General features: G+C 50.2%; 24 protein-coding genes. 15 read left to right on the forward strand and 9 right to left on the reverse strand.

Going from position 1 to position 22517, the window contains the following annotated elements:
* Positions 1-71 precede the first annotated feature (71 nt).
* Positions 72-986: an NmrA family NAD(P)-binding protein gene (locus ABDW72_RS14985; protein WP_347159400.1), complete on the forward strand. Its 915-nt coding sequence runs from the start codon at positions 72-74 to the stop codon at positions 984-986.
* A 149-nt stretch (positions 987-1135) separates the two neighbouring features.
* On the opposite strand, the gene ABDW72_RS14990 is transcribed toward ABDW72_RS14985, so the two are convergent.
* Positions 1136-2023 (reverse strand): 3-keto-disaccharide hydrolase, encoded by an 888-nt coding sequence (locus ABDW72_RS14990; RefSeq protein WP_347159401.1) that lies wholly within the window; start codon positions 2021-2023, stop codon positions 1136-1138.
* A 131-nt stretch (positions 2024-2154) separates the two neighbouring features.
* On the opposite strand from ABDW72_RS14990, the gene ABDW72_RS14995 reads away from it, so the two are divergent.
* From ABDW72_RS14995 to ABDW72_RS15010, 4 genes are all read left to right on the forward strand, one after another.
* Entirely contained in the window at positions 2155-3018 is an 864-nt protein-coding gene (locus ABDW72_RS14995) for an AraC family transcriptional regulator (protein WP_347159402.1), read from the forward strand.
* A 197-nt stretch (positions 3019-3215) separates the two neighbouring features.
* Positions 3216-4322, forward strand: coding sequence for an SGNH/GDSL hydrolase family protein (locus ABDW72_RS15000; protein WP_347159403.1), 1107 nt, complete (start codon positions 3216-3218; stop codon positions 4320-4322).
* A gap of 358 nt (positions 4323-4680) precedes the next feature.
* Complete coding sequence (locus ABDW72_RS15005; RefSeq protein ID WP_347159404.1) at positions 4681-5532, forward strand: DNA/RNA non-specific endonuclease; 852 nt, start codon at positions 4681-4683, stop codon at positions 5530-5532.
* Between the two features lie 39 nt (positions 5533-5571).
* The gene (locus ABDW72_RS15010; protein ID WP_347159405.1) at positions 5572-5985 is read left to right on the forward strand and encodes a nuclease A inhibitor family protein; all 414 of its coding nucleotides are present in this window, start codon (positions 5572-5574) and stop codon (positions 5983-5985) included.
* Positions 5986-6152: 167 nt separating this feature from the next.
* Here the strand turns inward: ABDW72_RS15010 and ABDW72_RS15015 are convergent, their stop codons facing one another.
* Entirely contained in the window at positions 6153-6701 is a 549-nt protein-coding gene (locus ABDW72_RS15015) for a YceI family protein (RefSeq protein ID WP_347159406.1), read from the reverse strand.
* 330 nt (positions 6702-7031) lie between these two features.
* Between ABDW72_RS15015 and ABDW72_RS15020 the strand changes: the two genes are divergently transcribed.
* Together ABDW72_RS15020 and ABDW72_RS15025 are read left to right on the forward strand one after the other, a co-directional pair.
* Complete coding sequence (locus tag ABDW72_RS15020; protein WP_347159407.1) at positions 7032-7847, forward strand: SDR family NAD(P)-dependent oxidoreductase; 816 nt, start codon at positions 7032-7034, stop codon at positions 7845-7847.
* A 76-nt stretch (positions 7848-7923) separates the two neighbouring features.
* Positions 7924-8676, forward strand: a complete 753-nt coding sequence (locus ABDW72_RS15025; RefSeq protein ID WP_347159408.1) for an alpha/beta fold hydrolase — start codon at positions 7924-7926, stop codon at positions 8674-8676.
* Between the two features lie 116 nt (positions 8677-8792).
* Here the strand turns inward: ABDW72_RS15025 and ABDW72_RS15030 are convergent, their stop codons facing one another.
* Both ABDW72_RS15030 and hrpB read right to left on the reverse strand, forming a co-directional pair.
* The gene (locus tag ABDW72_RS15030; RefSeq protein WP_347159409.1) at positions 8793-9095 is read right to left on the reverse strand and encodes a GIY-YIG nuclease family protein; all 303 of its coding nucleotides are present in this window, start codon (positions 9093-9095) and stop codon (positions 8793-8795) included.
* A 273-nt stretch (positions 9096-9368) separates the two neighbouring features.
* Complete coding sequence (gene hrpB / locus ABDW72_RS15035) at positions 9369-11825, reverse strand: ATP-dependent helicase HrpB (protein WP_347159410.1); 2457 nt, start codon at positions 11823-11825, stop codon at positions 9369-9371.
* Positions 11826-11978: 153 nt separating this feature from the next.
* On the opposite strand from hrpB, the gene ABDW72_RS15040 reads away from it, so the two are divergent.
* The 5 genes from ABDW72_RS15040 (at position 11979) to ABDW72_RS15060 (ending at position 14912) form a co-directional block, all read left to right on the forward strand.
* Positions 11979-12200, forward strand: a complete 222-nt coding sequence (locus ABDW72_RS15040) for an HTH-like domain-containing protein (protein ID WP_347159411.1) — start codon at positions 11979-11981, stop codon at positions 12198-12200.
* A 38-nt stretch (positions 12201-12238) separates the two neighbouring features.
* Entirely contained in the window at positions 12239-13069 is an 831-nt protein-coding gene (locus tag ABDW72_RS15045) for a ParA family protein (protein ID WP_347159412.1), read from the forward strand.
* Positions 13069-13572, forward strand: a complete 504-nt coding sequence (locus ABDW72_RS15050; RefSeq protein WP_347159413.1) for a hypothetical protein — start codon at positions 13069-13071, stop codon at positions 13570-13572. The genes ABDW72_RS15045 and ABDW72_RS15050 overlap by 1 nt, the downstream gene beginning before the upstream one ends.
* Complete coding sequence (locus tag ABDW72_RS15055; RefSeq protein WP_347159414.1) at positions 13572-14285, forward strand: hypothetical protein; 714 nt, start codon at positions 13572-13574, stop codon at positions 14283-14285. Before ABDW72_RS15050 ends, ABDW72_RS15055 begins: the two co-directional genes overlap by 1 nt.
* Positions 14286-14444: 159 nt before the next feature.
* Entirely contained in the window at positions 14445-14912 is a 468-nt protein-coding gene (locus ABDW72_RS15060) for a transposase (RefSeq protein WP_347159415.1), read from the forward strand.
* On the opposite strand, the gene ABDW72_RS15065 is transcribed toward ABDW72_RS15060, so the two are convergent.
* The 4 genes from ABDW72_RS15065 to ABDW72_RS15080 form a co-directional block, all read right to left on the reverse strand.
* Positions 14875-15252, reverse strand: coding sequence for a hypothetical protein (locus ABDW72_RS15065; RefSeq protein ID WP_347159416.1), 378 nt, complete (start codon positions 15250-15252; stop codon positions 14875-14877). The genes ABDW72_RS15060 and ABDW72_RS15065 overlap by 38 nt on opposite strands.
* A gap of 99 nt (positions 15253-15351) precedes the next feature.
* Positions 15352-15717: a hypothetical protein gene (locus tag ABDW72_RS15070; protein ID WP_347159417.1), complete on the reverse strand. Its 366-nt coding sequence runs from the start codon at positions 15715-15717 to the stop codon at positions 15352-15354.
* A gap of 134 nt (positions 15718-15851) precedes the next feature.
* Entirely contained in the window at positions 15852-16622 is a 771-nt protein-coding gene (locus ABDW72_RS15075) for a hypothetical protein (protein ID WP_347159418.1), read from the reverse strand.
* A 166-nt stretch (positions 16623-16788) separates the two neighbouring features.
* Positions 16789-18996, reverse strand: coding sequence for an acylase (locus ABDW72_RS15080; protein ID WP_347159419.1), 2208 nt, complete (start codon positions 18994-18996; stop codon positions 16789-16791).
* An 825-nt stretch (positions 18997-19821) separates the two neighbouring features.
* Between ABDW72_RS15080 and ABDW72_RS15085 the strand changes: the two genes are divergently transcribed.
* The 3 genes from ABDW72_RS15085 to ABDW72_RS15095 all read left to right on the forward strand — a co-directional run bounded on the left by ABDW72_RS15085 (position 19822) and on the right by ABDW72_RS15095 (position 21644).
* A complete protein-coding gene (locus ABDW72_RS15085; protein WP_347159420.1) occupies positions 19822-20355 on the forward strand; it encodes an EF-hand domain-containing protein in 534 nt (177 codons plus the stop codon).
* Positions 20356-20475: 120 nt separating this feature from the next.
* On the forward strand, positions 20476-21048 hold the full coding sequence (locus ABDW72_RS15090; RefSeq protein WP_347159421.1) for a hypothetical protein: 573 nt from the start codon (positions 20476-20478) through the stop codon (positions 21046-21048).
* A 293-nt stretch (positions 21049-21341) separates the two neighbouring features.
* Positions 21342-21644, forward strand: a complete 303-nt coding sequence (locus ABDW72_RS15095) for an ATP-binding protein (RefSeq protein WP_347159491.1) — start codon at positions 21342-21344, stop codon at positions 21642-21644.
* A gap of 60 nt (positions 21645-21704) precedes the next feature.
* Here the strand turns inward: ABDW72_RS15095 and ABDW72_RS15100 are convergent, their stop codons facing one another.
* Positions 21705-22334 (reverse strand): DUF4403 family protein, encoded by a 630-nt coding sequence (locus tag ABDW72_RS15100; RefSeq protein ID WP_347159422.1) that lies wholly within the window; start codon positions 22332-22334, stop codon positions 21705-21707.
* Between the last annotated feature and the right edge of the window lie 183 nt (positions 22335-22517).

Consider the following 22517-nt stretch of genomic DNA (forward strand, 5'->3'; position numbering starts at 1 on the left):
GCGGGTAATACCTGCTCTTTACAAACATTCTGGTCCGCGTGCCAGTTACTAACAAAATTACCGGATCAACCATGATAACTGACAAGCAGGACCGCTCCGATACTCCACTCATTATTCTGGCAGGAGCCACCGGAGAACTCGGCGGCCGCATTGCCCAGGCTCTACGGGAACAGGGAGCTGCTGTGAGAGCGATCGTACGCCCAGGCAGCAACGGCAGCAAAGTGGCCGCTTTACGCAAAAAAGGCGTTGAGGTGGTGGAAGCTAACTTCAAAAGTGTTTCCGACCTAAGCAGCGCATGTGCGGGCGGCACCTGCGTGGTGTCAGCGCTCTCCGGCTTGCAGGACGTGATCCTAGAAGCGCAGCGGGTGTTGCTGCATGCAGCCCTTGAAGCAGGAGTTCCGCGCTTTATTCCGTCAGATTTCTCCATCGATTTTACGCAGCTCCCGCCCGGCACTAACCGCAACCTGGATCTCCGGAAGGAGTTTCATCAGCGCCTGGACAAAGCACCCATTGCAGCTACTTCCATTTTCAACGGCATGTTCGCGGAGCTGCTCACAGGGCAGGCGCCGCTCATACTTTTCCCCCTCCGGCGGGTGCTTTACTGGGGAGATGCAGATCAGCTCCTGGATTTTACCACCATGGACGATACCGCCGCATTTACGGCAGCGGCAGCCCTCGACCCTACTACTCCCCGCTACCTGCGCGTTGCCGGTGATGTTTGCAGTGTCCGCGATTTGCAGGAGATTGCAAGCGATGTGACTGGCAAAGCGTTTCACCTGTTCCGCGTTGGCGGACTCGGGAGGTTAGACACCATGATCCAGGTGACGCGCGCACTCCTGCCGCAGAAACAGGAAGTCTTTCCGCCCTGGCAGGGCATGCAATACCTGCGCAACATGTTTAGCGGACGCGCCAAAATGGAGCCGCTCGACAATGACCGCTACCCCGACCTGCGCTGGACCTCGGTGCGGGAAGTGCTCTCCGCCTAAGCATCCGAGCTTTATACTTGCTTTGCAGAAGGAAAGCAGCTGAATGTAGTCTCCGCCAAGTATAAACAAGTATAAAGCTAAGCTGACTTAAGATCAAAGTATGGGTTATTGGCAGCTCATACTTTGATCTTAAGTCAATACACCATTCCCTACTTAAAATAAGCGGCATACTTGGCCGGCATCTCTTTCAGGTTCCTGATCTTAATATCCTTGTAGTATACTTCAGCAGCTTCGCTTTGTAACTGTATTTTGCCGCTGGTTAAGGGTATGGTTTTGCCGTTTTCCACGTAGCGGGAGTTCTGAAGCACCATCACTACCTCGCCATTGATAATGTGCAGGCTCTTGTCGCCAACGCAGATGAGTTCAACTTCGGTCCATTCCCCTGCCGGGCTTTCCCGGTCTTCGCTGCGCAGGCAAAAACCACTTACCGCTGTGCCGGCTCCGAGTGGCAGAAAAGGCTGCCGGGCACTGGCAACCGTGTTCATGGCACCTTCCGGTATGTAGGCCCGGATGTCTACAGCAGAAGATGCAATGGTCCAGTAATCCCCCATGTGCCCTTCCATGATCTGGAACTCCTGCCCCAGCATCCACGAGCGCCAATAGTCCACCCCGCTCTTCCCGATGGAATGGTATACAATGCCGGAATCTTTCAGCAAGGCTGTTCTGGGTACCCACTTTTTAGTGCCCCATTTCACCTTCAGCTTCAGGTCGTAATTCTGAAACGCCTGTTTGGTAAAAAGACAGCCATAGATCTCCCCGCTGATCCGCAGCACCGGTTCACCGTTCTCCTGCAGCACCGAGAATACGTTGCTATCGTTCCTATTATACCCAATAGGCGCCAGTTCCTTGCCGTTTTCATCCAGGGGAACATCGCCTTTGTAGCCCTCCCGGTGCCGGTAGCTCAGGTACATCTCCCACCGCGACAGGTTCTTGTCAAGCAGCGGCGTCCACTCCTCCTCGCTGTTAAAAGAACTCAGGCCGCCAAGAAGCACCGCGCAGGCTAGCAGAGCCAGGATAGTTTTAGTTAAGTATGCCATATCCAAATAAAGTATACAGCTGCCGAAGCAGCCTTTTCATCTGCTCAAAAGTAGCAAAGGCCTGCGGCAGCTGTATGGTATAAATTCATTCTTTTGCAGTATAAGTGTCCCTTTTTATGTACTTTCATACTATGCGGCGCTACATTCAATATGAACCCTTTAATATTTACCTGTTCGATACCAGCACCTGGCAGCACCCGGTACACAAGCACAGCTATTTCGAGATCATCTTTACCAGGAGTGGCAGCGGCCTTCATGTGATCAATGGCCACACGGCCATGTATACTGCTGGCGACGTGTTTTTACTAGGCCCTGAAGATTACCATTATTTTGATATTCAGGAGCATACCACGTTCTGCTATATCCGGTTTACAGAGGAATATATCAAAGAGAAGAACGCCGTGAAAGCGCCTGACTGGATGCGCACGATCGCCTTTCTCCTGCATGCGCCATGGCAATGCCACGGCACCATCGTGACGGATGCTACCGAAAGAGAACACCTGGACCGCTTGCTCTCGGTCCTGCTCCATGAGTATAGCAACCGGGGCGACAGTGCGCAGGGGCGCATCATACAGCACTTAATGAAAGCCATACTTGGCATTCTGGCGCGCAACATGGTGCATCAAACGTTGGTGGAAAGAGAAAAGACGAAGCACTCCCGGCTGATCGAGGAGATCATGTTATACATCAGCCAGCACATTTATGAGCCAGAGGCTTTGCGAATGGAGCAGCTGGTAGCCAGGTTCCAGTATTCCCACAGCTACCTGAGCATCTTCTTCAAAAAGCAGACTGGGGAAGCCTTGCAGCAGTACATTCTGAAGTATAAACTCAAGCTGATCGAGAGCCACCTGCAGACAGGCGAGCAGAGCGTCACCCGGTTGGCGTATGACTTTGGGTTTACGGATGGAAGCCACCTGAACAAGCTTTTCAAAAAGTACTATGGCGTGTCGCCGGGCGAGTACCGCACGCAGACATCAAAGCGCCCGGCCACCTAAAGCAAATCAGGAATTGCTGTGGCTGATGAGTTGGTCCCTGTGCTTTCCCTGTAGCCTGCTGTTCGACTTACCGCTTCAGCGAAGTTCGGTGTAGTATGGGTAGATTCCTGTCAGGAGCTATAACTTTATACGTTTAAACCTGGTTTCAACAAAGCATTTACGCAACTTGCGTATCCGAAAAACAAGCCTGTTTTCCTATGAAATTTAATTACACGCTCCTTCTCGCTGTGCTGAGCCTGCTCTGCCTGCGCTGTACCTCCCTGAAAAAAAGCACTGCCGACGCCACCGTTTTGCCTGCTACGGAACTGAAGCCGTATGGCCGGTATCGTGTTAACGAGGCCAAGCAACTGGAACTAATCAGTTCTGCCAGTCACATCGGGTTTAGTTTTGAAGGGAAGGAGGCCCGCCTCTTTGCGTCTGCGCCGGATGCAGCAAGCCACAGTTACCTGCAGTATGAGCTGGACGGCATTTACCAGGGCAGAATAAAAGTGGACGGTACTGGGGCGCCGCTGGTGATAGCGGCTCCCTCGGCAGGTAGGCATACCGTGTGGTTCTACAAAACAACGGAAGCGCACACGGGTCCCCTGGTCATCGGGAAAGTGACCGGCCCTAACGTACAGCCGCTGCAGGAAACTGCAGCACCACTCATTGAATTTATTGGGAACAGCATCACGTGCGGGGCCGCTGCCGATGCCTCCGAGGTGCCCTGTGGCACCGGCGTTTACCATGACCAGCACAACGCGTACATGGCCTATGGCCCCCGGGTGGCGCGTGCACTGCATGCCAACTTTGTATTGAGTTGCGTGAGCGGCATAGGCGCTTACCGCAACTGGAACAGCAATAGCCCCACCATGCCGGAGGTATATGAGAAAGTAGATTTTCAGGAAACCACCCCGCAACAATGGGATTTTAGCACTTTTACACCCGAGATCGTCAGCATTGCTTTAGGAACCAACGACTTCAGCGAGGGCGATGGCAAAAAAGAGCGCCTGCCTTTCGACAGCGCCCGTTTTGTAAACAGCTATGTACGATTTGTGCAGCTGGTAAAAAGCAAATACCCGAAGGCCCACATTGCTTTGCTCAGCAGCCCGATGCTGCACGCGACCAGCAAGCAAACCCTGGAGCATTGCCTCACTGCTATTAAGCAACAGGTAGATGCCGCCTACCCTTCCGATCGACCGGTGGCGTTGCACTTTTTTGAGCCCATGCAGGCAAGAGGTTGCGCCGGGCACCCCAGTGTAGAAGATCACGGGATTATGGCCGCCGAGCTGGTGCCGTTCTTCAGGGACCTTTTACCGCGTTAGCGCACAGTAGCCAAGGGCCTGCAGTTGTTCCTGTAGTTTCTTATAAAAGTATGTCTCACAATTGTTTTAGGTACCTGACGTAAGCTGATTACGCCGGTAGCGGCGAAACGGAAAAGTAGCAGCCTACTTTTCCGTTTGGTCAAAACCTGCCTGGCATTTTTTCTTCTTACAGGCCTTTTGGCTTATCTTTGCAGCAGCTTTTCCAGTATAGCCTTTAGCAAAGGGCCTACAGTCTTTGCCTTACACCAACACGCGGCATCTGGTAAACCTTGCCTTTGCTATTCACTGGAATTGCTGCTCCGGAGGCCCGGGCTTTCCGGCACAGCAGCTGCTACGCGCTAATTACATCCTTTATACTATGATGAAATCGTATTACAAACATTTCCTTTTTCTCCTGTTGCTGCTTGCCGGCTGTAAGACCACGGAGCAGGCGCCGCAACAAACTGCACTGCTACAGGAAGAACAGCTGCTGCTCGGCAACCCCAGCGGCGCCACCACCGACATCAACAATGCCAACAATTACCTGCTGCGCAAGCCACAGTATGTATTGTCCTATAGTCGGGAGCGGGGCACACCAAACTGGGTGAGCTGGCACGTAAGCCGTGACTGGCTGGGCAATGCACCGCGACAGAACAGTTTCCGGGCAGACGCATCCCTGCCGGAAGGCTGGTACCACGTGACCACCTCCAGCTATACCGGCAGCGGGTTTGACCGGGGCCATAACACGCCCTCCGCCGACAGGACCAGCTCAGCAGAAGACAATGCCGCCACCTTTCTGATGACCAACATCATTCCACAGGCACCTAACAACAACCAGGAAACCTGGGGCAATCTGGAGGATTATACCCGCGAACTGGTACAGCAGGGCATGGAAGTATACGTGATCATGGGCAGCTATGGCGTGGGCGGCACCGGCAGCAACGGCAGCGCGAACACCATCGACCAGGGAAGAATCACTGTACCCAAAAGGATCTGGAAAGTACTGGTAATATTGCCGGAGGGAGAAAACGACCTGCAGCGGATTACAACCAATACGCGCGTGATCGCCGTCGATACGCCTAATAGCAACACAGTTAAACCGGACTGGCGTACCTACCTCACCACCGTAGATGCCATCGAACAAGCTACCGGTTATGATCTGTTATCAGCAGTGCCGGTAAAGGTGCAGCGGGTATTGGAGAGCCGGGCAGACAACACGCCTTCTCAGTAATGAATCCGCACTTATACTATACAAGAGGGATACAGCATGATGGAAAATACAGAAACTGCTGCTGCCACGGCAGCTTTGCTGGAAGAGTTACGGCAGTATTCGGAAGGGCTGCAGTACATCAGCGAAACAGAAGCTCCTTTTGAAGTGGTCTGCTTTCCCGATTTCCAGGGAGATGAGCCGACGGAAGCCAACCTGACCCTCTGGGCCGGAAAAGCGCTGGATGAACCCATAGAAACCACAGAATTGCCGCACTTTTTACAGCACCTCACTACCGCTGCCGAAGACCAGGAACCAAATGCGAGCCGTTTTCAGCAGTTGCAGCAATTGCTGGAACTGCGCCTGCAGGACGTGAAAGTATACCGAATCGGGCGGCGGCGCATCACAGCCTTTATACTTGGCAGAACCGCCACCGGCACCCTGGCAGGGCTGAAGACCACGTTGGTAGAAACCTGATTACTGCTATACTCTTAAAAGGAGCTTACCCCTGATTGGCTGCTGCAGCATACGAACTACAGCACTTATGCGCCTGTCAGCACTGAATGAAACAGAGCTGCAGCGAAGCTCGGGTACTTTGCCCGATACTTCACTGCAGCTCTGTTTTTGGGCTGTAAAAGGTAGCGCTATACTACTGGTTGCGCCTGTTCCTGCACCAACTGAATGCTTGCCACCAGCTTGATATCTTCGCCCAGCACCAGGCCGCCTGTTTTACTCAGCGGGTTATAGGTTAGCCCGAACTCCCAGCGGCTGATGATGCCGCTCACTTCAAAACCAGCCTTCAGGTGGCCGTACTCATCTGTCGCAAAACCGCCAAATTCAGCCTGCAGTTCTACCGGTTTGGTGATGTTCTTGATCGTAAGCAGCCCAAAAAGGCTGTATACATCATCATGCATTTTGGTAAAGTAGTTAGACTGAAAGTGAATATGCGGGAAGGTCTCCGCGTCGAAGAAGTCGGATGAGCGCAGGTGGTTGTCCCGGGCCTCTACTTTGGTGTCGATGCTGCGCACATCAAGCGAAAAGTGTATTTCTGCATTCTCGAACGTGTCGCCCTGCACGGTTGCCCCGCCGGTAAAATTGTTGAAAGATCCGGTAACCGTGGAGATAACCAGGTGCTTGACTTTAAAATATACTTCTGAATGTAAAGGATCGATTGTCCATTTAGTGGTTGCCATATGTTTACTGATTTATGTGGGCTAAAGCGTGAAAAGGATTGGAAGCCAGAATACCTATACGTTCTAAAAACATGTTCAGACATCAATATGTTACAAGTTCCGGGTTAAATCAACTCCTTCCCGAAAAACATTCTAATCCTACTTTTTTAAAGACTCCTGCAGCGCTTTGCCCCTGTTGCGGCACTTGCCTCCTGCTCCTTTTCCACTTCTTCCTAAACAGTTTCGGGCATCGTCTGTTGATTTTACAGAAGATAAAAGTGCTGCCAGCCTCTACGTTGGTGCTATGGGTGCTTTTTTCTGCAGAGAACGCGAACCTACAAAAAACAAACGATGGATTTAGAAATAAAAGGCCGTACAGCCGTAATTACCGGGGGCGACTCCGGCATTGGAAAAGCAACGGCCAAACTGTTAGCCAGCGAAGGCGTGCACATTGTGCTGTCAGACAAAACGCAGGAGCAGCTCGATGAAACAGTGGAGGAGGTAAAGCAGGCAGCACAACATGGCGCCCGCGTTGTACCGATCACGGCAGACCTATCGAAAAATGAAGACGTGCAGCGTCTCGCACAGCAGGTGAAGGAAGAATTCGGGGGTGCCAATATACTTGTAAACTGCGCCGGTGCCCGTGGTGCTGCCGGCGATTTCCTTACGCTCACAGACGAAGACTGGTATAAAACCATTGAGATTGACCTGATGGGCGCCGTACGGGTCTGCCGAGCTTTTATCCCGCAGATGCAAGCCAAAGGCTGGGGGCGCGTAGTGCTGATCTCCTCTGAAAATGCGCTGCAGCCTTACCACGAAGAAAGCCCTTATAACGCCTGCAAAGCCGGTATCATCAACCTGTCCAAGTGTCTGTCGCGGGCATATTCGCAGGAAGGGCTCCTGATCAACACCGTATCGCCGGCCTACATTGCTACGCCTATGACGGATGCTATGATGGAGCAACTGGCAGAAAAGCGGGAAACGACGGTGGATGGCGCCATTGAGTGGTTCCTGGACAACAAGCGCCCGCACATTGCCGTGAATCGCAGAGGGAAAGCAGAAGAAGTTGCATCTGTTATTGCGTTTCTGTGTTCGAAGCGCGCCAGTTACGTGAACGGCAGCAACTACCGCGTAGATGGTGGTTCCGTGGAAACAGCTTTCGGGTAAGCTAAGTTACAGCTCCTGCTAACGGCAGGCAGCTTCCGAATCGCTTTGCCAGAGAGAAGGCATAAACCAACCAACGATGAAAGAAGTTAAGAATGGCCTCCAGTGGGGGGACAGCAGGGAGATATTGGTATTTCTCCACTACTTCGGCGGCTCATCTGCCAGCTGGCAGTGGGTGGCCGAAGCCCTCTCCGATGACTACCGCTGCATTGCGCTAAACCTACCTGGCTTTGGCGGCACAACTGCCCTCCCGGAGCCCACCATTAAAGAAATGGCAGAGGAGGTGCTGCTAACACTGGCGCAACTAGGTATAAGCAGCTATACTTTGATCGGGCATTCCATGGGTGGCAAAATCGCCGTGCAGGTAGCCGCCGCGGCAAATGCAGGAGCGGTTAAGCAGCTGATCCTGTTGGCACCCTCTCCTCCTACCATTGAGCGCATGCCAGCTGCAGAAAAGCAGCGGATGCTCCGCCACCCAAATGCGGCTGTGGCTGAAAAGACCGTACAACAGGCTACCATTGCCTCGCTCACCACCCAGCAACATACCTTAGCTGTAGACACCCAACTGTGCATCGACGAGAACACCTGGCGCTGGTGGCTTCTGCAGGGCATGAACCACTCCATCGAAGACCAGGTACCTCTTATCAACTTCCCTATCACCGTGCTCGCCTCTAAGGATGATCCGGCGATTACGTTTGAGATGATTCAGCAGGATGTCATGCCTGTTTTAACTACGGCTAACCTGATCACCACAGCTGATCTGGGCCACCTGCTGCCCCTGGAGGCCCCTGCGTGGGTGGCGGGACAGATAAGAGCAGCTGTAGCGGCTTAGGTTTTTGGTGATGTGAAGGGAGTGCTCTTTAGTTGCCGTGAGTCCAACCACACCTAAGAGTTAAGCTTGCTACCTTCGAACTCGCTTCTCGGTAGTCTAAAGAGGGGAAATTTTACTTACTCCAGTACCAAGTCATTAAGCGACTTCAAAAGCGGGTTAAGATTTCTTATAAGCACTTCTTTCTTGCTCCTGCTCCAGTTTTTCAGCTGCTTTTCACGAGCTATTGCATCATCAGGCGATGTAAAGCGCTCATAGTAAATCAAGGTATAGCAGTAATAACGACCAGCAAATGTTTTTTTGTCACCACTGTTCTGGTAATGCTCATCCAGACGACGAACCAGGTCGTTTGTCACGCCAATGTAGAAAGTAGAGCGTGTGGTGTTAGAGGTTATGTAAACAAAGTAGTTGCTGTTGAACATAAGATGTTGCATTGAACATCAAGAACCTGTTAGTAATTACAGTAGTTCCTTTCCCAACATCCATAAAAAAAGACACTTCTCAAACGTCATCCCGAGCGCAGCCGAGGGATCTTATGTGTTCAGTATAAGAGCAGCATTATTTTACGCTTACTTCTCCCGCTCAATACCCCTGACCTGGTAACTCCCGACTATACTGCTGTAAAGATCCCTCGGCTGCGCTCGGGATGACAACACGGTATGGCTAACTCCTAAACCCTCAGACTCTCAAACTCGCTAAATTTCTCCCCTCTCCCAATCTACCTCCGGAAACACCACCTCCAGCTGACGTTTGATCACGCGGTAATTCCCTTTCCAGAAACTCGCCAAATCAGACACAGTCGTGATCGGCTTCAGCTCCGGCGAAAGCAGGGCCAGCTCTACGGTCATCTCTCCCTCATCTACTTTCGGGCTTTCTTCCCAGCCCAGCACATCCTGCAGGCGAATCTCCAGCTTGGGTTGCTCTCCGTTTGGCTTATACTCCAGTTCTATACTTGAGCCATCCGGCAGAGTTATACTTGCCGAGGCCAGAATCTCCAGTCTCGCACGCTGCTCCTCGTTCAGGTACTTGGCTTCCAGGATCGGCTGGAGGTCCAGCTTCATCAGGTCGTCGGGGTGCTCTATGTCGAACAGGTAAGACTTTAGCCAGTCCCAGTTGGTCATGAGTAGCGTGGAGGTGCTTACGTCGGGCCAGAACTCGGAGGGGCGCCATTTGCGCAGGCTCATTACGCGGTTTTGCCATTGCGTTACCTCGTGGTTGAAGTCCAGCAGGTGCTCGCCTTCGTGTTTGATGGCTTCGGAGATGGCAGGTACGCGGTACTTCTCGTCGGGTGGTGGCAGCGGCTTGCTCTGCAAAACAATACTTCCGATGCGGGTATCCATAGAAGCGGTGAGTTCGCCGTCGTTTACGTCCCAGGTATAAACTTCCTGCTGTTTTACGAGCGGGGCCAGGTCGCGGGGGTTAAGCGGCGAGGCCAGGAAAATGCGGCCCGGGTTATCGCCGGTGCCGGCGTGCAGGTGCGCGATGGCCAGCCAGGGCTCGTGCGCCAGGTCGTCGCGGTGACCGGCAGATGCGTATTGGCCGCTTGCCAGCTGGAACTGCGCATTGTTGCCGGGGCGTGCATAAGCGATGCGCTCCGGGTAGCAATGCGTCAGCAGCACACCCGTTTCATACGCATCAAAAGTACTGTTATCCGGCTGCAGATCAAACATAGCGCGGTACGAGCGGGCGATCTTCTCGATCTTGCCGAAACGTTTGCCCTGCCCCTGCTCTTTCCTATACCTTCTGAGGGCTTCAATTCTTAAGTTAATGTCGATGCCGGCGTTGCGGTCCAGCGGGTCGCGCTCTTCCAGGATGGCGGCAATATCGCTTGCCAGTGCCACCTGGTCGGTTTCCTCGGCTTTGAGCAGCATGTGCGCGATGCGCGGATGGCACGGCAGCGCGTGCATTTTCTTGCCGTGCTCGGTAATGCGGCCATGCTCCAGCGCCTGCAGCTGGTGCAGCATCTCGGTGGCATATTGCAGGGCAGCGCGCGGCGGCGGGTTTAGCCAGGTAAGCCCACGGATATCCATAATGCCCCATTGCGCCATGTCCAGCACCAGGTTGGCCAAGTCGGCTTCCATGATCTCGGGGGTGCGGTGCGGGGCCATGCGCTCCTGCGTGGTCTTGCTCCACATGCGGTAAGCCGTGCCCGGACCCAAACGCCCTGCCCTGCCGGCTCGCTGGTCGGCGGCGTCTTTGGAGATGCGCACCGTTTCAAGTCGCGACAAACCGGACTTCGGATCGAAGCGGGAGGTTCTGCCGAAGCCCGTATCCACCACCACCGAAATGCCTTCTATGGTTAAGCTGGTCTCGGCTATACTTGTTGCCAGCACTATTTTGCGTTTGCCCTGGCGGTCGGGCATGATAGCGGCGTACTGCTTGCCAAAGGGCAGCATACCAAACAGCGGGTGTATCTTAAAATCGCGCAGCTGCCTGCGGAGCAGTTCTTCTACCTTCCGGATGTCGTTTTCGCCGGGCAGGAAAACGAGGATATCCCCTTCCTGCTCCTTAGCTGCCTGCTGCACCACTTTGGCCGTCATTTCGGGCAGCATGCGGTCGTCGGCATCGCCGGTGTAAAAGGTTTCGATGGGATATTGCCGTCCCATGCTTTGCGCTACCGGGGCCTGCAGCAGCTTGGTAAGCTGGGGCATATCCAGGGTGGCCGACATCACCATAATGCGCAGGTCCGGGCGAAGCGTGTGCTGCGCCTCCCGACTCAGGGCCATGGCTACATCGGCATGGATGCTACGCTCATGAAACTCGTCGAAGATCACGATGCCTATACCTGTCAGCGCGCGGTCGCTGTGGATCATGCGGGTGAGGATGCCTTCGGTAACGACCTCGATGCGGGTTTGCTCAGAGATGCGCGTCTCGAAACGGATGCGGTAACCGACGGTCTGGCCTACCTCCTCGCCCAGCAGCTGCGCCAGGCGCTCGGCAATGGTTTTGGCCGCCAGGCGCCGGGGCTCCAGCATGATGATCTTCTGATCTTTCAGCCAGGCCTCGCCCAGCAAAGCCAGCGGCAGCAAGGTGCTTTTACCGGCTCCGGGAGGGGCGTTCACGATCAGCGTGTTCTGCGCTGAAAGGTGCTTCCTAATAGCTGGTATAATTTCCCGTACGGGTAAGTCTATGATAAATGGGTTGAAGAGCAAGGGGGTAAATTTAAATAATATATATAATTCACACAAAGTTAAACCAATAATTGATGTAGAATAAATAAGCTTAAAGCTGAAATATTTTAGCTGTTAGATTTTTTATTTAAGCTAAAACATTTTAGCTTTGTTATTAAATCAAAATTTGGAATTATGACATTAAGAGATTTAGGACAAAAGCTTAAAGAAATGTATGAAAATGCTCCAAGAGGCGAACAAGTTACAATGATTCATCTTTTTGGAGTAAAGTTCGCTGATTCAATTAAAGAAGTAGGTGTTAAGGAAGTCATTGATGAAGCAGGTATTAGTTCTACATATAGAACTGAGCTGAATAAAGCTATTAACCTAGCTAAGTATGTAAGGCCAATTAATTAAATTAATCACTTATATTATATAAGTATCATTATCTCTTTATGAATGTAATAAGCTTAATAAACATGAAAGGCGGGGTTGGCAAAACAACCTTGTCTGTTAATCTATGCGATTGTTTGGCAAGAAGGCATAGTCATAGGGTCTTATTAATAGATATTGACCCACAATTCAATGCTACCCAATGCCTTATGAATCCAGAAGAATATATCGAACATAGAAAGAACGATATAGATACTATTACGAACATCTTTGATAGATCAAGTAGACAGGTAGTAAATACAGTAAATGGTATAGAAGAAAAGCAGGCAAAAAAGCTTGAAGAAATCATGCCAACTCAAATACATGAGAATTTTGATTTGCTGCCTGGAAGCTTGGAGTTATATAGAATAGAAATGTCTTCTGGCGAAGGAAGGGAACATAGATTGAATAGATATCTGGAAATACTTAAGGAGAGCGACCAATATGACACAATAATCATAGATACACCTCCTACTCCATCAATTTGGATGACAAGTGCTCTACTTGCATCAGATTATTATTTGATTCCTGTGAAACCTGATCCTATTTCTTTTACAGGTATTGACTTACTACAAAGCATAATTGATGACAAGAAAGAAAACTATGCTTTGAAAATTCAATGCGCAGGCGTTGTACTAACTATGGTTGAGGATACAACCCTTGTTTATCGTCAAGCTGTCGAAACTTTATCAAATAGCAAATGGGCAAAGTATAAATTTGAGAAAGAATTACCAAAAAGAACAGCTATTGCTAGAACACAAATGAGCAAAAACTTTATTCTAGATCTTGATGATTCTACCGCTAAAACTTCAATTGCTGGAATTGTAGATGAACTTATTAGAAGGATTAACTAATGACAAAAATAGATAATATAAAAAGAAAGAAGATTTCTCAGGCTATTAATTTCGTTGAGGAACTTTACTGGCTTCTTGATGCAAAGAAAAATGTAGACCTTAAAGAAATGCCGGGTTTGCTAAGAAGTTTGTTAGATCAAGATTCTCCTAATATCCTTGATAATAAATACGAATCTGCAAATCAAAATAAAAACTATTTAATAGGAGTATTACCAAATCTATTTCAAGATTTAGACCTCTTTAAAACAAATCTGGATTTGTCTGACTTTGCAGAACATGTACTAAAAATTTCTGTTACTCGTGCTGAGAAGAGGTCTAAATATGAATTGATTGGTCTCATTATATGTGAAGTTACAAGGCTAAATGATTCTGACTTAACAAACCTTGTCAGCGCCTTATATAAAATAACTGGAAGCAAGGAGAAGTTTAAGCAATTTAAGGAAGCGAAAAAGAGCGCTAACTTCTCTTGGAATGAAGCTATTCAAGAATTAAGTAAGTTATAATGTCACGAGAAATTAATGAAGATTTTTCCAGCTTAGTTGCTTTTTTGAAGGGTTACAACTTAACTAGTCTTGCTATAAATGAAGATTTTCTAAAGATTATATCTCAGCTCCACAAAAAATATTTTGCCTATTTAACTTTCATCGCAGAACTTACATATCTACAAAAGAAAGGTCAGGCAACAGCTTTATCAGTTAAGCAAATTGAATTTATAACAGAGTCATGTTCGGATGTAGGTAGCTCAATTTTTGTGATGACACAAGGTGCATATAAAGCATCAAGAATGATGCTGCGTAGCTCTATTGAAACATTTATTAAAGGATTTAACCTTGATGAGATACCAGATTTAGATTCTGAAAAAAGTGTATACGCTATATTTGATAAAGTTAAAGCGCTATCTTTTTTTCAAATAGAACCAAACAAAGCTTTATTGGAAAGTATTCATCAAGATTACAAACTACTTTGTAAGGATACACATACAGCCACAGCATTAAATATGCGACATATAACTGCGATGAAATACTTCCCTTCATTTGATATTGCTGAGGCAACACAACTAAAAGAATTTTCGATTAGACTTGTTTCTAATTATAACACACTGCTAGGAATAAAGTATAATTCCTTGTTCCATTTGATGCATTATAAGAACAAGGAAAATATTTTAGAAAGTATTCAAAGAAAATTCAAACCCTTACTACTGGGAGTTGAGAAATAGACACCCCGCTGGCGCGAGCTTGTAGCTCGTGCCTTTTCTTTTCACGCAGCCATACCTCAAGCAAACGTAACAGTACGAGCTACAAGCTCGCACTAGCGTTTCAATACTAGCGTACAAATACCTAAACCTGCAAACTGCTATTTAAAGTATAAGTCTTACATGAGCCGGAAATATAAATTCCATAACAAGGAAGGGCTATACTTTGTGAGTTTTGCGGTGGTGTACTGGATAGACGTTTTTACGCGCGAGGAGTACGTTGACCTCCTTACCGAAAGTTTGGACTATTGCAGTAAAAACAAAGGCATGGAGATCTATGCCTGGTGTATCATGCCCAGTTACGTGCATCTTATCTTCCAAACCAAAGACAACAATCCGAGCGTGCTGCTGAAGGAGCTGAAGACCTATACTTCCAAACAGAACATCCCCCTACCCCCTTCAAATGGGGACTTTCCGCACGAGTTGGTTCGCAGGTGTAAAGCATTCCCTACCCCTTTCTTTTTCGAGGGCCCCTACCCCCAAGGGGAACTGAGAATTACCGCGCACAAGCAGGAAAGAACAGCGCAAAGCATAAGGCAGTCGCAAATTAACTTTATACCAGCAGCCGGTAGAGCAGCAGGAGTATGCTGATCAGGAAAATGGTCGTGTAGATCTCCTTGTTATACCTGGCCAGCCAGTTTGGCAGGAAAATATCAAAATTATCGCGGGTTGAGTCGGAGTATTTTCGGGCAACAACCGTGATGGGGCACATCTTTTTGAAGGCTAGGAGCACAAGCCCTTCCAGCAAAACCAGCCCGATACAAATCCATACCCATTTGTCAATCCGATCCATGAGCACGGCATAAAGCAGGTAGAAGATCACGACATTATAGAAGATCCAGATGAGCGTATGCACCACTTTGATAAGCAGGAGCTTTCGCTCATTCGTTTTGTGGTCAGGATAGCTAGCTGGTGGTTGAACTGGCTTCATTGCTACGTTATGTACGTTGTACCAACATCCCTGTCATGCCATAACTACTCGTTTACAATAGCCTGGTTCAACTAATGAAGTGAGAACAGTAGCGCAGGTTCAAAAGCCTTCCCGAAACTCTTTTAAGTGGGCGTAACAGACGGGGCTGCTGTTTTCCTTCCGCTCGGCTTTTTCCTTTACCAGTTCCTCGTAGTTGGCCGGGGTAGCTAAAATTCGGCACTTCGGGTATAGCACCACGCCCCGCCGCACGATCTTGCTGTTCGCCTCTATCTCGTGCGCATTTACCCCTTCGGCCCCATACACATGCATGGTGAAGAAATGATAGTTCGTTTTCTTTGCATAGCCTTCTGCCGTTATCCTGCCGGTTATCGTCCGCTCCCCGATAAAGTCCGATGTCTCTCCTTCTCTATAAGGCGTGTACACCGACTCCGTCCATGCTACTTTGCAACCTACTGTCAGATTCATACTTGTGTGCTATGCTTTCCCGGTTTTACGTAGCCTGTAGCGCAACATATAAAATCCTGGGGCAATCTGCTGTTATATTTTGCACCGCCGGGAAAGATTTGCTCTTGGTGAGATGACACGAGGCGTTGATGGGATTATTCTTCGCCAAGGTTAAACTCATATAGCACCTTCACCGACGTATCCCAGTCGGGATATTGGAGGCTGCGGCGTACGCCGGCAACAACCTCCCAGCCATGCAAATGGTTAAGTACAATGCCGGTGCCGGCGTACCAATCGGCCTCTTGCTGGTGGGTGCCGGTTACCTCCAGCACGGGGTGCCAGCGCCCGGTGCCATAAACGGCCGCAGCGTTGTAAAACCAGTTCACCTCTTTGGCCTCCAGTTCGGCGCCGCCACTCAGGTGCAGTTGTGTCTGGCCAAACTGCCGGGCATAGATCAAAGCAGGAGCGTACGAGACCTTATTTGCTTCGACATCATCGCTGGCTATGTACGGTTTGTTTAGCGGCAACTCAACCTCCAGCGACAAAGCGACTGCCTGCCGGGGAGAATGAAAGAGCCGAAACATGGTGCCCAGCTCCAGGCGGCGCAAGGTATACTTGTTGCCCTCACTTTTAAACAGCTCATTTTCCAGCCCCGCCGCTACCTGCAGCCAATCCGTCAGGCCGTACTCCAGGTTCATGCTCAGCGCGTTGCCTACCTGCAGGCTGTTCTCCGTTCTGAAGTAACTTACAGTTGCCTGCACATCGCGGCGCTGCTGCAGATACACTGCCTCGGTAAACGGAAACTCCTGGATCTGCTGCTTAAATTTGTCCTTCTTTTCTTCCTGCTCCTGGGCAAAAGCGGTAGCCGTGCTGCCAACAGACAGCAACAGGAAAAGCAACAGGTGCAGGGGGTAGTTCTTCATCATACAGTAACAATAGCTTGTACTTGTACCAGAACTAAGCCCCGGAGGTTACTCTCTTTTGCTGGCATGAACGATGGATGCAGACCTGCCATATTACCAGATCACAAACAGCAAGGCCCGGGCAATTCGTCCGGGCCTTGCTGTTCAGGTATAGTATTTCAGCGGCTTACTACCAGCTTACCTTCTCTCCGGGGTGGTAAGTGGCTTTGGCTCTTTTCTCTACGTCTTCGCGGTAGTAGGCCACGTCTTTAAACTGCATATCGGCATAGCGCTGGGCCTGGTCGTCGAAGTGCGGGGAGGCCGGGTCTCCGCTTTCGCCACCGGCCAGCATGGTCTTGGCTTTTACCTTGTCGCCAAACTCTACGACGGCCACAAAGCTGTTGCCCGAGGTGCCATAGATCTTTTTGGTGTTGTAGGAGTTGGCTCCGAAAGACGCCAGCGCCCCCCAGTTGCCCGAAGCCATGCCAACTGGTATACTGGGTGCGGCATCGTTAAACGGCTGCTGTATGTCGCCGGTAAGGCGCTGGTAGCGGTTGATCTCGCCCCAGGGCGTGTTCCATTGTCCGAAGTCATTTTCCAGCTGGTTTACGGTTTGGCTGAAAAGTGCCAGGCGCTCTGCCTCCGGTGCTGTTTGCGCATAATAGGTGATCCGGTCTATCAGCCCCAGCCCCTTGGGTGCGCTGCCGTTTTTAAACGCATTGGTCGCATAAAAATGGGCCAGCGACATGGCCACGGATTCTTTCGAAACGGCATCGTCCCAGTGGCGCAGCACCTCGATGGCCTGCTTCAGCTTCGGGTCTGCTGGTTTCTGATCGTCGTAGGCTTTTACGAGTCCCGGTATCAGCACTTCAAAGGCCGGCAGGTAGGGGTCGTAGGCCAGTTTGATCAGCTTGTCCAGCGTCAGGTTGTCTGCTTTGCGAAGCAGGCGGATGGCATGGATGCCCCGGAAGTTTTCCGGCGCCGGCGCCATGTAAACCGGGTAATCTTCTTTCTTCGGGCTATACTCGGCTGCCGCCGTAAAAGGCGTGGAGTTGCAGTTCTGGATCCAGCCGTTTGGCGGGTTCACGATCCGGATCGTTTCCTCCAGCGGGTGCAGGCCGTGCCAGTCGGTTTTCGGGTTGCTGCCATCTACCGGCTTGGAGTAATCAAACGACGTATCACGTACCGGGAAGAAGTTGCCGTGGTAGTAGGCAATGTTGCCGTCGGCATCGGCATACACGGTAGCGTTGGAGGAGTTGGTGCGCATCTGCATCATCTCGTTAAACTCCTTCAGATTGCTTTTCTTGGTGCGGGTATACGACTGGATGAGCGCATCCACCGGCTTCCACATCAGGGCCGTAGCTACCCACTTGTCGCCGTTCTGGTGCGTAATCGGGCCGTGGTGGGTGCGGTAGGTGGTGAAGGTTTTTTGCTTCAGCGCATCGCCGTCTTTATAGGCCAGGGTTACTATGTTCGTAGTAACCGGGCGCAGTTCCTCGCCATACTTGTAAAACAGCTTGCCGTCTTTCTTCACGATCGTCTCCTCAAACTCGTCGATCACATCGGCATAGGCAGAGGTGTGCATCCAGCCGGTTTTCGCGTTAAAGCCCTGGTACACGAAAAACTGGCCCCAGGTCACAGCGCCGTAGGCATTCAGCCCTTCATCGCTCACGGCATGCACCTCACCCCTAAAGAAGAAAGACGTATGCGGGTTGATCAGCAGCATGGCATTTCCGGAAGCCGTGTGCTTGCCCGAGATGGCAAAGCCGTTGGAGCCTTTGGGTTCCGCCAGCAGCCCCGGCTTCACCAGGCCATAACTGTTGTTCAGCCTAAGCGATTTATCTTCGCCGTAAAAAGCCTTGATGCCTTTGGTCGAAACACTCTCGATATCGCCGCCAATGGAGCCTTCGCTGAAGTATAGGGGCATCCAGGGCTCAAAGTGCGTCAGCAGCTTCGGCTTTACCTCGGGGTGCGTGTAGAGATAGTAGTTGATGCCGTCGGCAAAAGCAACGCAGAGCTTCTTGAGCCATTCCGGACTCTGCTCGTATTGTGCCTTTGCTTCTTCCTGCGTCATGTAGAGGCGGGCACGCAGGTCGCTGTAGAGCAGCTCCTCCCCTTCTACTTCGGCCAGGCGGCCGGTAGCCCACAGGTAGTTGTGCTCCACCCGGTTAAAATCGTCTTCGCACTGGGCATACAACAGCCCGAAAACGGCATCGGCATCGGTTTTACCATACACGTGCGGCACACCAAAATCGTCGCGGATGATGGTGACGCGGGCCGCCTCCTGCTTCCATTGCGCCACTTCCGCGTTAGAGGCGGCTTGCTCTTTTACGGCGCAGGAAGAAACATTCAGAAATAAAAGCAGCAGGAGTAGCTGGGGCTTCAGGATATAGCGCATAGGTTGTTTGATCAAAGGAAAACAATCACCCAATTTAAGTATAATTTAAGATATTTAAGCTTCTCAGGCCTTTGTTGCTGCCCGCCTTGTTTCAGATTAGCCCTTCACAGGCGCGAGCTGTGCGCAGGTATGTATGGGAGCAGAAGCAGCGCAACTGCCTTGAATAAGCTCGTGAGATACGCAACGAATCCACGCTTCAAAAACCTCCTAGCAAAGACATAAACCTAAAGTTGCGCGCCAGGAAAGGATGCCAAAACGACCAGAAGTGATGCTGCATCAGGGCTGAAATTATACTTACCGGTAGGTTACCTTTACCTAAATCCTAACCTCCGGATGCAGCGTACCTTGATAGGTCTTTGGAGTTATAGTATCAGGAGTAACAGCGTAGCAAAAGTGACAGGTTCTGACGCGCTTTAGCTAACGAACCACCTGCCTTCAGGCAATCTTTACAGGCAACCCAAACCTGCCTCACCTCTCCGGTTTCGAGCTGTAGCAGATAAAAAATTCACTTAACCCATTGATATCATGACCGTTGCACTTATCAAACACCTACCTTTACAGGAGATTTGCCTCTATTAACAGCTATTTCCCTCCCGGAGATGTGCCTTTTATACCTGTAAAGCCCGCTTTAGCACTCATTTAAAAAGATTATCTGCCTGTTCACAGATAGACTCTAGGGTCCTTTTATGTTGTACTTTTTAAATATAATGTCTTATTTAATAGGATTAAACCAAGTAAAAAGGCGACAAAACGGTAAACACAACGGGATTGTGGGCGTAAATAAATATAGAGCACCTAATATGTTTTACACTAACCAACACACCTATGAAAACTACTAACACAGAATTATGGAGAAGGATCGGAACGGCACTCTGCCTGTTCCTTATGCTAGGATTTGTAGCCTGCGATGATGACGAGCAGGATGATGTATCCCTGTTTAACAACGACACATTTTACTCTGACATCAGCTCTACCAGCTTGTTCGACGACTGGGATCTGAACGATGATAACTTTATGGATGAAGACGAGTTTACATCCAGTTTCTACGATACCTGGGACCTGGACAACGACGGCGTATTCGAAGAAAACGAATGGAACACGGTATCGGAAGACTATGGTTTTAATGCAACAGACTGGGATGTCTGGGACGTGAATGCTGATGGCGTGGTGGACAGGACGGAGTTTGAACCTGGTTTTACGGCCTACAACTACTACACTTTGTGGGATCAGGATAACGATGGCGTAATTAGCGACCGAGAATATACCGATGGTGTTTTCGCCGGATGGGATACTGACGGCGATGGCATCTTGAGCGAAGCAGAGTATACCACCTGGTACGACAGGTACTATGGCGTATAAGCCCACCTTTTTGCTAAGGCAGCAGCATAAAGTATAGGCGCTGCTTACATTTTATGCTTTTAGCCTTTCTATACAGGTGGTATGCAAATACCTGATCTTAAAACTTAAACGCTAAACACGATGAAAAATAATTCAACCAACTTCTTTAAAACACTCATTACCCCTTTTTGTATGCTGTTGGCAGTAGGCATGGCACGCTGCTCTCCGGATACAACTACCGGAGTACAGGTTGACGACGGCATTGTCAATACCAATGAGGTAGTAACCGACAGTTGGGACAAGGATAAATTCGGAACCGCTTTTGCCGCGAACGATGCTTACGACGGGTGGGACATCAACGACGACAACCTGCTGGATGAAAACGAATACTACACCGGTTTTTATGATACCTGGGACCTGAATGACGACAACAAGCTGGACGAAAATGAATGGAACACCTCCGTTCATAACTTCGGCCTGGCAGATGAAACCTGGGCTGACTGGGATACAAATGCAGATGGTATCCTGGACAATAATGAATTTAAGACCGGCTTTGCTGACAATAACTACTATTCTGCCTGGGATTTAGATCATGATAATTTTCTGAATGAGAAAGAATACAGTGATGGGCTTTTCTCCACATGGGACGTGAACGACGATAACATCCTGGACACAAACGAGTACGGAAACTATAACACGTACTTCGGTGCATAAGCATCGCTCTATTCCCCCACTACTGGCACGAGGATATACTCGTGCTTTTCTTTTTCCCTACAGCAAACTGATAGCTCCTGCCTTTCTTTTAAAGCAGAAGCTCTTACCCCTTGTACTATGTTTCGTTGCTTTGAACCTGGCGTTCTAGCTTGCGCTGCCTCAGCTCAGGTAGCTACAACCTGAGCTGAGGGTTCGGAGTAAAAAAGAACAAACCCTCCAACCTGAATGCATACTTTTTCCATACCGACCTGCAGGTATACCAGCTTGAGTTCTCGCGTAAAAACTTCCGGAGTATTTTATACAACCTGATCAGTAACGCCATCAAGTTCCAGTTCCCCGATCGGGATTGCATCCGTCACCATCTCCTCGCGCCTGGAGGAGCGCTGCAGATTAAAAACAATGACCTGGGCATTGACAGCAGGCTACAGGAAGGGCTGTACACCATGTTCAAGCGGTTCCATGACCACGTGGAAGGCACTGGCGTGTGGCTCTACATGGTAAAACGCATCCTGGAGAATGCCGGAGGCAAAATAGAAGTGAAAAGCGAAGCAGGTACCGGCACAGCGTTCAAGCTCTACTTCCCGGCAGCCGTTTAAGCAGATATACTTGCTTAAGAAGCAACTTCGAAAGTATATCTGCTTAAAGTATAAGCGGCATCAGGCTTCAGCCGTTTTGGGCGGCAGAAGCCTGGCCAGGTCGTGCACTGCTACCTCCAAATCGCCTTGTACCTGCAACCGGAGCGAAAGCCCGTCGGGTTTTGGAACAATATCCTGCACTGCCACTGCCGTTACGGTCCCTTTCAGTTTCAACCCTTTCAGCTCCAGCCCCTGTGCCAGTTGGCTGTTCACCTTTTCCAGCTCTGCCGCAATAATCGCTTTCAGGTCAACCCGGGTCTTTTCGATGATCTGGTGGTAAGCGACTTTGTTCACCAGCACCTGCAGCGCCGTGTTGTAAAAGCTACTCGAAGTGGCAGACTCCATGGAGAACTGCCGCACATACAATTGCTGCGTGGCGTTGTCATAGGCTAAAGCAACGGAGGCGTACAGGTCTACCTGGTCCCGCTTCAGAACGGTACGCAGAATCTTCAGCTGCACCCGCAGCAGGAGGTTGTAAGCCCCGGCGCTCGTCCCTGCTATACCGACATTCAGCACCCGGGCATAGGGGGTTGCCGTGCTGCCTGCCTCAGGTTTAGGAAGATACTCCCCAACCAGTTGCTGTTGCAGCACCTCTTCCAGGGCGGCGTATGAAACGGTGACGGGCACATTTATACTTACAGGGCTTTCCATAGGATCATGTTTCGGAGAGGAAACAGCTACAAGCAGCAGTTGTTCTACTTCCCTCAATAAGCAGGTGCTGGGTCAGAAACCCTGAGCCAAACTTGCTGCTCTGGTATAGAGCTGCCTAAAGGTAAGCAGAGCAGGGCGGCAGGACAAAATAAATTGGCTGCTGGTTGTAGTTTTTCTGGGCTG

This window comes from Pontibacter chitinilyticus (genome assembly GCF_039748935.1).
GTDB classification, from domain to species: domain Bacteria; phylum Bacteroidota; class Bacteroidia; order Cytophagales; family Hymenobacteraceae; genus Pontibacter; species Pontibacter chitinilyticus.

Coding starts and splice junctions, on each gene's coding strand:
- ABDW72_RS14985 (WP_347159400.1), top strand. CDS start 72: ATGATAACTGACAAGCAGGACCGCTCCGATACTCCACTCATTATTCTG.
- ABDW72_RS14990 (WP_347159401.1), bottom strand. CDS start 2,023: ATGGCATACTTAACTAAAACTATCCTGGCTCTGCTAGCCTGCGCGGTG.
- ABDW72_RS14995 (WP_347159402.1), top strand. CDS start 2,155: ATGCGGCGCTACATTCAATATGAACCCTTTAATATTTACCTGTTCGAT.
- ABDW72_RS15000 (WP_347159403.1), top strand. CDS start 3,216: ATGAAATTTAATTACACGCTCCTTCTCGCTGTGCTGAGCCTGCTCTGC.
- ABDW72_RS15005 (WP_347159404.1), top strand. CDS start 4,681: ATGATGAAATCGTATTACAAACATTTCCTTTTTCTCCTGTTGCTGCTT.
- ABDW72_RS15010 (WP_347159405.1), top strand. CDS start 5,572: ATGGAAAATACAGAAACTGCTGCTGCCACGGCAGCTTTGCTGGAAGAG.
- ABDW72_RS15015 (WP_347159406.1), bottom strand. CDS start 6,701: ATGGCAACCACTAAATGGACAATCGATCCTTTACATTCAGAAGTATAT.
- ABDW72_RS15020 (WP_347159407.1), top strand. CDS start 7,032: ATGGATTTAGAAATAAAAGGCCGTACAGCCGTAATTACCGGGGGCGAC.
- ABDW72_RS15025 (WP_347159408.1), top strand. CDS start 7,924: ATGAAAGAAGTTAAGAATGGCCTCCAGTGGGGGGACAGCAGGGAGATA.
- ABDW72_RS15030 (WP_347159409.1), bottom strand. CDS start 9,095: ATGTTCAACAGCAACTACTTTGTTTACATAACCTCTAACACCACACGC.
- ABDW72_RS15040 (WP_347159411.1), top strand. CDS start 11,979: ATGACATTAAGAGATTTAGGACAAAAGCTTAAAGAAATGTATGAAAAT.
- ABDW72_RS15045 (WP_347159412.1), top strand. CDS start 12,239: ATGAATGTAATAAGCTTAATAAACATGAAAGGCGGGGTTGGCAAAACA.
- ABDW72_RS15050 (WP_347159413.1), top strand. CDS start 13,069: ATGACAAAAATAGATAATATAAAAAGAAAGAAGATTTCTCAGGCTATT.
- ABDW72_RS15055 (WP_347159414.1), top strand. CDS start 13,572: ATGTCACGAGAAATTAATGAAGATTTTTCCAGCTTAGTTGCTTTTTTG.
- ABDW72_RS15060 (WP_347159415.1), top strand. CDS start 14,445: ATGAGCCGGAAATATAAATTCCATAACAAGGAAGGGCTATACTTTGTG.
- ABDW72_RS15065 (WP_347159416.1), bottom strand. CDS start 15,252: ATGAAGCCAGTTCAACCACCAGCTAGCTATCCTGACCACAAAACGAAT.
- ABDW72_RS15070 (WP_347159417.1), bottom strand. CDS start 15,717: ATGAATCTGACAGTAGGTTGCAAAGTAGCATGGACGGAGTCGGTGTAC.
- ABDW72_RS15075 (WP_347159418.1), bottom strand. CDS start 16,622: ATGATGAAGAACTACCCCCTGCACCTGTTGCTTTTCCTGTTGCTGTCT.
- ABDW72_RS15080 (WP_347159419.1), bottom strand. CDS start 18,996: ATGCGCTATATCCTGAAGCCCCAGCTACTCCTGCTGCTTTTATTTCTG.
- ABDW72_RS15085 (WP_347159420.1), top strand. CDS start 19,822: ATGAAAACTACTAACACAGAATTATGGAGAAGGATCGGAACGGCACTC.
- ABDW72_RS15090 (WP_347159421.1), top strand. CDS start 20,476: ATGAAAAATAATTCAACCAACTTCTTTAAAACACTCATTACCCCTTTT.
- ABDW72_RS15100 (WP_347159422.1), bottom strand. CDS start 22,334: ATGGAAAGCCCTGTAAGTATAAATGTGCCCGTCACCGTTTCATACGCC.